Origin of the sequence: Rhodoplanes sp. SY1 (assembly GCF_046000175.1) — a bacterium.
In the GTDB taxonomy this organism is placed as follows: Bacteria; Pseudomonadota; Alphaproteobacteria; order Rhizobiales; family Xanthobacteraceae; genus Rhodoplanes.
Genome location: NZ_JBEOMB010000100.1, coordinates 1 through 11,959, shown reverse-complemented (window position 1 = coordinate 11,959; position 11,959 = coordinate 1). Strand labels below are relative to the sequence as shown.

Sequence of the window (11,959 nt, the reverse complement as noted above, 5' to 3'; positions counted from 1 at the left end):
CCCATGATCGTGGTGACCCGTCACATCGCGGCGCCACGGACGGGGCCGTCGCAACGTTCCCTTGTCCGAACGGCCCGAAACCAATATGCCGCGAGTCGGGTGATGATACGCAGCCGAACCCGCGGCAGAAACAGTGAAAACCCCATGTCCGCATCGCTTTCGACGCGCTTGGCTGCCTTTCTCGAAATGCATCACGTGATGTCTCTCGCCACCGCGGGGCCGGCCGGCCCGCACGCCGCGAGCCTGTTCTACGCCTGCGACGGGCCGGCGCTGGTGTGGGTCTCGGAGGAGGGGGCGCGGCACTCGCGCGATCTCGCGGCAACCGCCGCGGCGGCCGTGACGGTCGCGCCCGACACGGCCGATTTCGCTGCGGTGCGGGGGGTGCAGATGCACGGTCGGGCCGTGCGGGTCGACGATCCGCAGGAGGCGGCGCGGCTGCGCGGCCTGCTCGCCACCCGCTACCCGTTCCTGCAACGCCTCGACGCGCTGCCCGAAAGGCTCAGGTCGGCCGTCGCCCGCGTCGCCGTCTACCGGTTCGATCCCGACGAGGCGGTGCTGATCGACAACTCCAAGGGCTTCGGCCACAAGGAGACCCTGGTGCTGCGGCGCGACAGGTAGGGCGGCCGCCGCTGACGTCGCCCCACGCTCCGCTCATTCCCGCGAAAGCGGGAATCCAGGGCCATGCCGTGCGGCCCCTGGGTCCGCGCCTGCGCGGGGACGAGCGGAAATCGAGGCGATATCCGTACGACCGAAACGACTCGCGCTGCCGGCGGCGGCGTCCGAAGAGGCGCCAAGCCCGCCGTCACTCGGCGGCGCGGCGGGCGGCCAGCTTGGTGAACTTCTTGGTGATGAAGTGCCGCTTCAGCCGCGAGATGTGGTCGATGAACAGGACGCCGTTCAGGTGGTCGATCTCGTGCTGGATGCAGGTGGCGAACAGGCCGTCTACCGTCTCCTCGTGCGCCTTGGCGTCGAGGTCCATCCAGCGGATGCGCACCCGCTCGGGGCGCTCGACATCCTCGTGCACGTCCGGGATCGACAGGCAGCCCTCCTCGTAGGCGTTCATCTCCTCGGATTTCCACACGATCTCCGGGTTGATGAACACCCGCGGCCGCTTCTCCTCGGTCTTGTGGGCCAGATCCATGGTGACGACCCGCTTCGGCACGGCGACCTGGATGGCCGCGAGCCCGATGCCGGGGGCGTCGTACATGGTGTCGAACATGTCGGCGACGAGCGTGCGGATCTCGTCGTCGATGGTCGTCACGGGCTCGGAGACCAGCCGAAGCTGCTTGTCGGGGAGGAGGATGATGTCGCGGATCGCCATGGCGGCGATGTAAGGCGAGACGCGAAACGCGTCAATTCCGGGCTGCTACGACCGGTGCGGGAGGGCTTCGCCAAGTTGCTCGCTCGCTCCGGGCTGCCTTATGTCGTTCCTGGGCACGGGTCGTCTCTCCCCGCGTGCGGGGAGAGGCTCGAGACAGGCGGCGCCCCGGAATGACAGGCCGCCCGCAAAATCGCCCGATCGCACCCGCACCTTGTGCCGAATCCGCCCGTCACCCATACCGGGACCATGAGCACCAGCCCGACCACGCCTACCGCCACCGAAGCGGCCACCGCGCCCGCCCGGCCCTCGCTTGCCGAGACCTTCGCGGTCTATCTGCGGCCGCGGGTGCTGATCGTGATGTTCCTCGGCTTCTCGTCGGGGCTGCCGCTCGCCCTGTCGGGCTCCACCCTCCTGGTGTGGATGCGCGAGACCGGGGTCGATCTCGGCACGATCGGCCTGTTCGCCCTTGTCGGCACCCCCTACACGCTGAAATTCGCCTGGGCCCCGATCGTCGACGCGCTCGACGTGCCGGTGCTGTCGCGCCTGCTCGGCCGGCGACGCGGCTGGCTGGTGCTGACCCAGATCCTGCTGATCGCCGCCATCGTGTTTCTCGGCCTGTGCGACCCGGCGAAGACGCCCTGGCTGGTCGCCTTCGGGGCGCTCCTCGTCGCCGCCGCCTCGGCCACCCAGGACATCGTCATCGACGCCTTCCGGGTCGAGAGCCTGCCCGAGAACGAGCAGGCCGCCGGCATGGCCTCCTACGTGGCGGCCTACCGGATCGGCATGCTGGCCTCGACGGCCGGCGCCCTGTTCATGGTCTCGGGATTCGAGGCGGCGGGCTTCGGCAAGCACGAGGCCTGGACGCTCGGCTATCTGGTCATGGGCGCCCTGGTGGTGCTCGGCATTCTCACCACGCTCGCCGCCACCGAGCCGGCCGCCTCCGCGCGCGCCGCGCGCGATCCGGCCCACCGCATCGAGAACCCGGCCCGGCGCGTGATGGTCGCGGCGGTCGGCGCCTTCTCCGAGTTCCTCACCCGCGACAACGCGATTCTCGTCCTCGCCTTCGTGGTCTTCTTCAAGTTCTGCGACGCCTTTGCCGGCGCCATGACGGCGCCCTTCGTCATCGACCTCGGCTTCTCGCGCAACGACTACGCGGCGATCGTCAAGGGCGTCGGGCTGGCCGCCACGCTGATCGGTGGCTTCGCCGGCGGCTTTCTGGCGCGCGCCTATCCGCTCGTCACGGCGCTGTGGATCGGGGCGCTCCTGCAGAGCATCTCCAACCTCGTCTTCGCCTGGCAGGCCGTGGTCGGGGTGAACCTCTGGGCCTTGACGGTGTCGATCATCGTCGAGAACTTCACGGGCGCGATCGGCACGGTCGTCTTCGTCGCCTACCTGTCGGCGCTGTGCAACAGCCCGCTCCATACCGCGACGCAATATGCGTTGCTGACCGCGCTCGCCGCCATCGGCCGTACCTATCTGTCGTCCGGCGCCGGCTTCGTCGCCGAGGCGACCGGCTGGGTGACGTTCTTCCTGTCGAGCGCCATCGCGGCGATTCCGAGCTTCGTGCTGCTCGTCTGGCTGCAGCGCAGCGGCCACTTCACGGCGCTCGCCGCGGCGTCCGCGGCCAGAGCCTCCGCGGCCCAGCGTTCGGCGCAGAACACCTAGGCGTCCGGGGCGGTTCCGCCCCGCTTCGCAAGCCGGAACACTCGTGTTCTATCTAGAGAGCCCCGGCCACGCCCGGGGCGGCCGTCGACGTGTGCCACTGGCGTGCGGACGACGGCTCGAACGGTCACGACGGCAAGTCGGACCAGCAAACCGGGGGAGATGCGTTCATGAAGCAGGTCGACGTCGCCGTCATCGGCACCGGCTGGATCGGCGGCATGCGGGCCGAGACGCTGTCGCGCTCCGCACTGGTGGACCGGCTCCACATCTGCGAGATCCGGCCCGACCGGCTCGCCGAGATGAAGCAGATCACCAAGGCGGCGACCGCGACGCTCGACTATCAGGACATCATTGGCAACGAGCGGATCTCGATCGTCTATGTCTGCACGGCGCCGGAGCCGACGCACTTCCCGATCGCCCGCGACTGCCTGAAGGCCGGCAAGCACGTGCTGCTGGAGAAGCCGATCGCGCTGGAGTTCTGGGAGGCCGACGAGCTGATCACGCTCGCCAAGCGCAACGGCGTCAAGTTCACGATCGGCTACTCGCAGCGCTTCAACTCCAAGATCGCCTACGCCAAGAAGCAGATCCGCGAGGGAAAGCTGGGCGACATCGTCTCCGTGATGGTCAGCCGCCATCTGTCGCGCAGCCTCGGCAAGAAGATCGCCGGTCGCACCAAGCTGTCGCCGGCCGCCATGGAATCGACCCACGACCTCGACTTCGTGTTCTGGATGCTGGAGCCGGCCAAGCCGGTGCGCGTCTACTCGCAGGGCGCCTATGGCGTGATGAAGCCGCTCAACGGCTCCTACGACTGCATGTGGAACACCGTCACGATGGACAACGGCGCCGTCGTCGTGGTCGGCGGCGGCTGGAACCTGCCGCCCGGCTATCCGAACTACTCGTCGACCTGGATCGAGATCACCGGCACCGAGGGCGCGCTGATCCTCGACGGCACCTATCGGGACAACTGGCTCAACACGGTCGAGGGCGGCACCCGCTATCCGATGTCGACCATGCCGGGCGAGCAGGTCGACCACATGTATGCGGGCCAGCTCGGGCCGGAGACCATCCACTTCCTCGAATGCTGCCTGCTCGACCGTCCCGTGATGGTCCAGCCCGCCCATGCCCGCATGGTGATGGAGACCTACACGGCGGCCGACCTCTCGGCCGAGCGCAACGAGCCGGTCGACATGCCGCTCAACAACGAGGCGCTCGCCCGCATCGCCGAGTGGGACCGTCGACGGTAGGGATCTCGGTCGATTCGGCAACGACGAGGCTGATCGCGGTCTTGGCAGCCGGCCACGGCACCCTCTCCCTGAGGGAGAGGGTCGGGCAAAGCGGGCGACCGGGGTGAGGGTTTACGGCGCCAGTTGGTTAGCGCGGCACCCCCTCACCCGGAGTTCGCGCCGTGGCGCGAACTCCGACCTCTCCCCGCCGGGGAGAGGTGAACCGAGAATGCCGCGACGCTCGGTCCGCATCTTTCACGGCGAAACGGCCGGGCGCGCGCCCGGCCGTTCTGCTATCCGTCACGTGGTGCGGGTCAGCGCATTCGGCCGAAGCCGCCGCCGCCGAAGCGCATGCCGCCGCCGCCCATCTTCATGCCGCCGCCGAAGCCGCCGCCCATCGGGCGTCCCATCATGGGCCGTTGGACCATCATCGGCTTCGTCATCACGGGCCGGGTCATGATCGGCTTGGAGATCACCGGCCGGGCGACGATCGGCCTCGTCACGATCGGCTTGGTGACGACAGGCTTGGCGATCACCGGCTTCGTCACGATCGGGCGGACGATCGGCTTGCCGACGATCGGGCCCGGCTTGTCGATCACGGGCTTGTCGATCACGGGGCGGCCGACGATCGGCTTGTCGCCGCCGGGCTTGCCGGTGGTCGGCTTGTCGCCGCCCGGCGTGCCGATCACGGGCGGCTTGCCGTCGCCGGGCTTGCCGTCATGGGGCTTGCCGTCGTGCGGCCGGCCGCCGAGCGGCGGGATCGGGCGGTGGCCGAGATGCGGGCGTCCCATGAAGGGGCGGTCGCCGAACGGACGGTCGAGGATCGCCGGCGCCGAGACCACCGGGGCGATCGCCGGGAGGACGACCGGGCCGGGGTCGGCGAGCGCGTGGCGGGTCGGACCCGAGAGGTCGGTGCGGCGCCGGATCGTCTGGGTGCCGCAGCTCCGCTCGCGCGCCTCGGCGCCGGCCGTGCGGCCGGTGCGCTCGATCAGCCGCTGCGCCGTCTTGGCGTAGTCGCTGCCCGGGAACTCGGCCAGGAAGGCCCGGTAGCCGGCCGCCGTGTTGAGGGTCGCGGCCTCGTGCCAGGCGGTCAGCTCCTGGCGGCGGTCGAGCAGGCTTCGCACCCGCGGCGCCATGGTTTCGGCCGGGTACAGGTCGAGATAGGCCTGGTAGGCCTCGAGCTCGTCCTCGCGGATCACGATCTCGTAGGCCTCGCGGGCCGACTTCTGCTGCAGCGTCTCGCGCCAGCCGTCGGCCGAGCGGGTCACCGGTCCGCCGCCGAGCGACGCCACCTGCGTCCCGCCCGCCGCGCCGGCCGCGCCCGTCGGGCTCGCCGGGCCGCCGGCCGGCCCGGAGGCGGCGCTGGCGACGCCGGTGGTCTCGGCCGTGCCCTTGAAGAAGGCGAAGTCGCCGGTCAGTGACGAGCTCTCCCACGGCGTCTGGCGGCCGTCGGTCTCCTGGTGCACGGCGTAGCGCACCCGCTTGAACGCCTGCTCGATCGGCAGGCCCGGCTCCTTGGCGACCTTCAGGAAGGCCGCCGTGTAAGGGCTGTTCTTGCCCTCGCCGTCCTCGGCCTCGGAGCCCGGCGCGGTCGCGTAGGACACGATGGTGCCGTTCGGCGCGTCGACGATCGCGAGGCCGCGGCCGCCGCTGCGGCCGGCCGCCGCGAACGGGTTGTTGCGGCAGGCGTCCAGCATCACGATGCGGGTCTTCACCGGCGCGGCGGCGAGCGCGTTCATCAGGTCGGCGAGCCGCACCGTCTCGAACGGCACGTCGGACTCCTGCCGGATCTGGGCGTCGACCGGGACCAGGTAGTTGTCGCCGTCGACCTGCAGGCCGTGGCCCGCGTAGTAGACCAGCGCCACGGTGTCCGCGCCCTTGCCGCGGACCGTGCGGGCGAAGTCGCCGATCGCCCGACGCATCTCGGCCTGGCCGAGGTCGCGCGCCGTGATCACCTCGAAGTCGGCGGCGCGCAGGAGCTCGGCCATCGCCTTGGAGTCGTTCGCCGGATTGTCCAGCGCCGGCACCGCCGTGTAGGAGCCGTTGCCGATCACCAGCGCGACCCGGCTCTCGGCGAGCGCGCTGCCGAGCGCCGTGCAGGACAGGAGCGCGACGGCGCCCGCGAACAGAACCGACCGACAGGACATGACCGCACCTCGTTGCATCGCTCTCTCCCCGACTGGGCACGCCGGCGGGCAGGGCCGGCCGGCGTCCCGGTGCTGCTCCGGCGGTTGGGTCCGTCCGGATGCCCACGGTTCGTGTGACCGGCACGATGGCGGGTGCGGCAGTGCGTTCGATGTGAGGGCGCTCACACAGCGGCAACTGTCTCACGAGGGCGTGAGAGCGACGTGATCAGTCCGGCGACGGGTCTGGATCGTGCTGCGCTGCAGCACTGAATTGTCAGACTGCGCCAGTTCGGTCGGCGTCTGACCGGCGCGCCGGACCAAACGAGCGGTTGCCAGGGCGGATCGTTTGGGAGACGCTTCGCGCCGACGCCTGTTCACGGGACGCAGATCCCGGCTGCGTCGTCTTGTCCCGCCCCGGACCAGAAGCGTCCGCGGGAGCCGCGCACGACCATTGCAGGCCGTGATTCGTGGCGTCGCGGGAGCGCGGCGGCCGGCGTGTCGACCAAAGTGTGAGGACGGGCCGTCTTGTGGCGGCGCCCCCACACGTCCTATTGATTGATCAACGAGGAAACGGACGGCGCGGCCGGGGCGATCCCGACATCAATTGCCGCCGCGGAGGGAGCAGCAGATGACGACGGTCAAGGTGTACGACGTTCCGGGCGAGTGGGCGAACCGGGCCTTCCTCAACGACGACACGTATCAGGCGATGTATCACCGCTCGGTGACGGACCCGGACGGCTTCTGGGGCGAGCAGGCGCGCCGCATCGACTGGTTCAAGCCCTTCACCAAGGTCAAGAACACCTCCTACGATCCGCACAACGTCTCGATCAAGTGGTTCGAGGACGGCACCACCAACGTCGCCCACAACTGCATCGACCGGCATCTGGCGACGCGCGGCGACCAGGTCGCGATCATCTGGGAGGGTGACGATCCGAAGGACGATCGCAAGATCACCTACAAGGAACTGCACGCCGAGGTTTCGCGCTTCGCCAACGTGCTGAAGGCGCGCGGCGTCAAGAAGGGCGACCGCGTCACCATCTATCTGCCGATGATCCCGGAGGCGGCCGTCGCGATGCTCGCCTGCGCCCGCATCGGCGCCGTCCACTCGGTCGTGTTCGGCGGCTTCTCGCCCGACTCACTCGCCGGCCGCATCGAGGACGCCAAGTCGTCGGTCGTGATCACGGCGGACGAGGGCCTGCGCGGCGGCCGCAAGGTGCCGCTGAAGGCCAATGCCGACGCGGCCGCGACGCGGGCCGGCGGCGTCGACACCATCCTGGTGGTCCGTCGCACCAACGCCGCCGTGCCCATGCAGGCCGGCCGCGACGTCTATTACGACGAGATCGCCAAGACCGTCTCGGCCGACTGCCCGTGCGAGGAGATGGGCGCCGAGGATCCGCTGTTCATCCTCTACACGTCGGGCTCGACCGGCCGGCCGAAGGGCGTCCTGCACACCACCGGCGGCTATCTGGTCTACACCTCGATCACGCACCAGTACGTCTTCGACTATCACGACGGCGACATCTACTGGTGCACGGCCGACGTCGGCTGGGTGACGGGCCACAGCTACATCGTCTACGGCCCGCTCGCCAACGGCGCCACCACGCTGATGTTCGAGGGCGTGCCCAACTATCCGTCGAACTCCCGCTTCTGGGAGGTGATCGACAAGCACAAGGTCAACATCTTCTACACGGCGCCGACGGCGATCCGCGCCCTGATGCAGGCCGGCGACGCGCCGGTGAAGAAGACCTCGCGCGAGAGCCTGCGGCTGCTCGGTTCGGTCGGCGAGCCGATCAATCCGGAGGCGTGGGAGTGGTATCACCGCGTCGTCGGCGACGACCGCTGCCCGATCGTCGACACCTGGTGGCAGACCGAGACCGGCGGCATCCTGATCACGCCGCTGCCCGGCGCCACCAAGCTGAAGCCCGGCTCGGCGACCCGGCCGTTCTTCGGCGTCGTGCCGCAGATCGTCGACCCGGCCGGCAACCCGCTCGAGGGGCCGTGCGAGGGCAGCCTGTGCATCGCCGACTCGTGGCCGGGCCAGATGCGCACCGTCTACGGCGACCACGAGCGCTTCGTGCAGACCTACTTCAGCACTTACGTGGGCCGCTATTTCACGGGCGACGGCTGCCGCCGCGACGAGGACGGCTACTACTGGATCACGGGCCGGGTGGACGACGTGATCAACGTCGCCGGCCATCGGCTCGGCACCGCCGAGGTCGAGTCGGCGCTGGTCGCCCACCCGAAGGTCTCCGAGGCCGCCGTGGTCGGCTATCCGCACGACATCAAGGGCCAGGGCATCTACGCCTATGTCACCCTGATGAGCGGCCAGCAGCCGAGTGAAGAGTTGCGCGCAGAGCTGGTCGCCTGGGTGCGCAAGGAGATCGGCCCGATCGCCTCGCCCGACGTGATCCAGTTCGCGCCCGGCCTGCCGAAGACCCGCTCCGGCAAGATCATGCGCCGCATCTTGCGCAAGATCGCCGAGAACGAGTTCGGCAATCTCGGCGACACCTCGACGCTCGCCGACCCGACCGTGGTCGACGACCTCGTCAACAACCGCCAGGCCTCCCAGCGCGGCGCCGCCTGACGTCTCGGGCGCCGTCATTCCGGGGCGCGGGCACAGCCCGCGAACCCGGAATCCAGCGGCGCAGCAAGACTTGGCTGGATTCCGGGTTCGCTGCTTTCGCAGCGCCCCGGAATGACCAGAGAACGCCTGCCGGTGCCTGTTCGAACGATCTGACGCCCTCGCCGGCCCGCCGGCGGGGGCGTTGTCGTTCTGGGCCGGTTCAAGGATCGGGCGTGACGATGGCGCGCGCGAATCGCGAGCCTCTGCACCCGCTTTGGTCCCCGGCCGCAAGCATCGGCGTAGCCGCTCCGGGTAAATCCGCCACAGCAAGTGTGACGTTTCTGCTGCACTTGCCGTTTACTTCGATCACGAACGCTTCGAAGGGGTTGCCCGGAACTCACCGAATATCAATGCTGGCGTCGTTTCATCCGTGGACGACGGGCCACGATGAGGGCGCCGTCGACGAACGGGGCGCGGTCGCACCGGCGTCGAGCATGAGCAGGGCAGGGGGACACATGGCACGGATCGGAGCAGGATTGACCGCCGTCGCGGTCGCGGTCGGCATCGCCGCGGTCGCGGCGCCGCAGGGAGCCTCGGCGCGCGAGCAGGTCGTCTTCAGAGACCCCGGCTACCAGGCCGGCACCATCGTGGTGAAGACCCGGGAGCGCCGGCTCTACCTGGTGCTCGGCGACGGCACGGCGCTGCGCTATCCGGTCGGCGTCGGCAAGGCCGGCAAGCAATGGAGCGGCGTCTCCAGCATCACCGGCAAGTATGTGAGGCCCGATTGGGCGCCGCCGGCCGAGGTCAAGCGCGACAAGCCCGGCCTGCCGAACGTGATCAAGGGCGGCACGCCGCAGAACCCGATGGGCGCCGCGGCGCTGACGCTGTCGGGCGGCGAGTACGCCATCCACGGCACCAACGTGCCGCGCTCGATCGGCGGCTACGTCTCCTACGGCTGCATCCGCATGTTCAACGAGGACGTCACCGATCTCTACAGCCGCGTCAGCGTCGGCACCACCGTGGTGGTGACGCGCTGAGATTTCGGCCGCGCGCCTGACGTTTCGAAGCCCGCGCCGGGCGATCCGGGGCGGGCTTTTTCGTGCCCCTTGGTCATGCCTCGTGTCCCGGGCGCGGCGCAACGCGCCGCGAACCGGGACCCAGGGGCGATTGCGCAAAGCCGTGCCATGCCGCCCCTGGGCCCCGGATCGGCGGCGCATCGAGCCTTCGGCTCGACGCGCCTTGTCCGGGGCACGCGGTTTCCGAGGACCGATCCCTCACCCCCGGCCGCACCAGCCGGAGCGGTGGCCGCCGCCGTAGGGACGGGCGACGCCGGCGGCGATCAGGGCGGCGGCGACGTTCGCGGTCTTGCGGGTGGCGACGTCGGCCAGCACGCGGCCGTACTTGTCCGCGCCGGGCGCCGAGAGGACGACCTCGCCCTCGGCGAGCAGCCGGCGCAGCACCGCCTTGGCCTCCCGGGCCTTGGCGATTTCGGCCTCGCACTGGCCGTGCAGCTCCGGCGTGTCGACGCCGCGCAGCCGCACCCGGCCGGCGACGATGCGGTCCGCCCCGGCATGCAGCCGGCCGTCGAAGGTGTCGCCGTCGACCACATAGGTGACGTCGACCGGGATTTTTGGCGGTGCGCCACGCAGGTCGGCATGCGGTGGCGGCGCCCGACCACGGTCGGCCGACGTCCCGTCCCACCACGATTTCAGCGCGGCGAGCCCGACCACGGCGAGCGCCACCAGCACGCTCACCACGAGCGAGTCGGTGCGCGAGCGCGGCCGCGGGGAATATCTTCCGTATCCTCGGATCACAGTCTCAGGGTAGCGATTCGCGACGAGCCCGGCAATCCGGCGCGGCGCGTCCGCCGCGCCTCGGCCGGTCAGAAGTCGCTGGCGATGCCCTTGACCTCCCAGTCGCCGTAGCGGTCGGGCTCGAGGCCGCCGCGGCCGCGATATTCCTTCGGCCGGCCGGCGGTGCGCTGGTCGATCTCGGCACGCCGCGCCGCCGCCTCGGCGAGCGCCCGCTGGGCGGCCGGGGTCAGGAGCTTCGGCACGGCCTCGGTGGCGACGGCCTCGATGGCGACGGTCTCGGCCGCGCCGGTCTCGGCCGGGCCGGCATCGCTCGGGATCGTGTCGGGGGACGCGGATTGCTTGTCGCTCATGCGTTCCAGAAACGCCGGCCGGCCGCCGCCGTCAACCCCGCAGCGGTGCGGTGCCGGACGCCGACGAGCGCGACGCTCGGCCGCGGCGCCTCGCCTGCACGGTATGCTTGTCGGGTGTCCGGCCCCCTCCCATATCGACGGGCGACACGGCCGTTCGGCGGCCGACATGGCCGCGCGGCGGCCTTTACGGCCGCCCGGACGGGCGGCCCGCGACGAGGACGACGATGAACTATCTCAAGACCGCGATCCTGCTGGCGGGGCTCACCGCCCTGTTCATGGGCGTCGGTTACCTGATCGGCGGCCAGACCGGCGCGACCATCGCGTTCCTGGTGGCGGCGGGCATGAACCTGTTCAGCTACTGGAACGCCGACCGCATGGTGCTGTCGATGACGGGCGCCCACGAGGTCGACGCCCGCACGGCCCCTGAATACTACGCGATGGTGCAGGAGCTGGCCGGCCGCGCCGGCCTGCCGATGCCGCGCGTCTACATCATCGACGACCCGCAGCCCAACGCCTTCGCGACCGGCCGCAACCCGCAGAACGCCGCCGTCGCGGCGACCACGGGCCTGCTCAACATGCTGTCGCGCGAGGAGGTCGCCGGCGTGATGGCGCACGAGCTGGCGCATGTGAAGAACCACGACACGCTGATCATGACGATCACGGCGACGATCGCGGGCGCGATCTCGATGCTGGCGCAGTTCGGCATGTTCTTCGGCGGCGGCAACCGCGAGAACAACGGCGGCGGGCTCGGCATCGTCGGCACGCTGGCCATGGTGATTCTGGCGCCGATCGCCGCCATGCTGGTGCAGATGGCGATCAGCCGGACGCGCGAGTACGCGGCGGACCGCATGGGCGCCCAGATCTGCGGCCGCCCGGCCTGGCTCGCCTCGGCGCTCGCCA

The 11,959-nt window shown here is 70.2% G+C and carries 10 protein-coding genes; 6 read left to right on the top strand and 4 right to left on the bottom strand.

Going from position 1 to position 11,959, the window contains the following annotated elements:
* Window positions 1–3 precede the first annotated feature (3 nt).
* The gene (locus ABTU92_RS21980; RefSeq protein WP_408093761.1) at window positions 4–618 is read left to right on the top strand and encodes a pyridoxamine 5'-phosphate oxidase family protein; all 615 of its coding nucleotides are present in this window, start codon (window positions 4–6) and stop codon (window positions 616–618) included.
* 184 nt (window positions 619–802) lie between these two features.
* On the opposite strand, the gene def is transcribed toward ABTU92_RS21980, so the two are convergent.
* On the bottom strand, window positions 803–1,321 hold the full coding sequence (gene def / locus ABTU92_RS21975; protein WP_408093760.1) for a peptide deformylase: 519 nt from the start codon (window positions 1,319–1,321) through the stop codon (window positions 803–805).
* A gap of 246 nt (window positions 1,322–1,567) precedes the next feature.
* Here def and ABTU92_RS21970 point away from each other — a divergent pair, with 246 nt between their 5' ends.
* Window positions 1,568–2,986 (top strand): AmpG family muropeptide MFS transporter, encoded by a 1,419-nt coding sequence (locus ABTU92_RS21970; protein ID WP_408093759.1) that lies wholly within the window; start codon window positions 1,568–1,570, stop codon window positions 2,984–2,986.
* Window positions 2,987–3,153: 167 nt separating this feature from the next.
* A complete protein-coding gene (locus ABTU92_RS21965) occupies window positions 3,154–4,227 on the top strand; it encodes a Gfo/Idh/MocA family protein (RefSeq protein WP_408093758.1) in 1,074 nt (357 codons plus the stop codon).
* 293 nt (window positions 4,228–4,520) lie between these two features.
* Here ABTU92_RS21965 and ABTU92_RS21960 read toward each other — a convergent pair whose 3' ends face one another.
* A complete protein-coding gene (locus ABTU92_RS21960; RefSeq protein WP_408093757.1) occupies window positions 4,521–6,353 on the bottom strand; it encodes a caspase family protein in 1,833 nt (610 codons plus the stop codon).
* 607 nt (window positions 6,354–6,960) lie between these two features.
* Here ABTU92_RS21960 and acs point away from each other — a divergent pair.
* Window positions 6,961–8,916, top strand: a complete 1,956-nt coding sequence (acs, locus tag ABTU92_RS21955) for an acetate--CoA ligase (protein WP_408093756.1) — start codon at window positions 6,961–6,963, stop codon at window positions 8,914–8,916.
* 494 nt (window positions 8,917–9,410) lie between these two features.
* Window positions 9,411–9,932 carry a L,D-transpeptidase gene (locus tag ABTU92_RS21950; protein WP_408093755.1) on the top strand — a complete coding sequence of 174 codons (522 nt, stop codon included), beginning with the start codon at window positions 9,411–9,413 and terminating at the stop codon, window positions 9,930–9,932.
* 237 nt (window positions 9,933–10,169) lie between these two features.
* Here the strand turns inward: ABTU92_RS21950 and ABTU92_RS21945 are convergent, their stop codons facing one another.
* Together ABTU92_RS21945 and ABTU92_RS21940 are read right to left on the bottom strand one after the other, a co-directional pair.
* Window positions 10,170–10,652 (bottom strand): thermonuclease family protein, encoded by a 483-nt coding sequence (locus ABTU92_RS21945; protein ID WP_408093754.1) that lies wholly within the window; start codon window positions 10,650–10,652, stop codon window positions 10,170–10,172.
* A gap of 125 nt (window positions 10,653–10,777) precedes the next feature.
* Window positions 10,778–11,059, bottom strand: coding sequence for a DUF1674 domain-containing protein (locus ABTU92_RS21940; RefSeq protein ID WP_408093753.1), 282 nt, complete (start codon window positions 11,057–11,059; stop codon window positions 10,778–10,780).
* A 224-nt stretch (window positions 11,060–11,283) separates the two neighbouring features.
* Between ABTU92_RS21940 and ABTU92_RS21935 the strand changes: the two genes are divergently transcribed.
* Window positions 11,284–11,959 (top strand): M48 family metalloprotease (locus ABTU92_RS21935; RefSeq protein ID WP_408093752.1); only part of this gene is annotated, 676 nt, incomplete at its 3' end.